1 protein-coding gene is annotated in these 265 nt (G+C 34.7%); it reads left to right on the forward strand.

Annotated elements, in window-relative coordinates; genetic code table 11:
* Nucleotides 1-213, forward strand: a 213-nt coding sequence (locus tag D5S11_RS20135; RefSeq protein ID WP_206504742.1) for a hypothetical protein, incomplete at its 5' end; no start/stop codon positions are given.
* Nucleotides 214-265: the final 52 nt, after the last annotated feature.

The following is a 265-nucleotide window of genomic DNA, read 5'->3' on the forward strand; positions in this document are numbered from 1 at the left end:
GGGTTAGTAGCTATATTCTTTAATATTTATAACTCTTCAAAGCTAAATAAAGTCGATAAGAACGAGCGAACAATTGACGATCACGGCGAAAAATTACACCAACACATTCAAAGCACTGAAAAATCATTCAACGATGTTAATAACGGTATAGGTGAGATAAAAACCCTATTAAGCAGACGTAGAGATGATAAACACTCTGCTGAGGTTAAATGATGGACACTCAATATAAGATAATTCCAGTTGCGGATTTAATAGGGAATCTGTC

It is taken from the genome of Bacillus sp. L75, assembly GCF_003676355.1.
Taxonomy (GTDB): Bacteria; Bacillota; Bacilli; order Bacillales; family Bacillaceae; genus Bacillus; species Bacillus velezensis.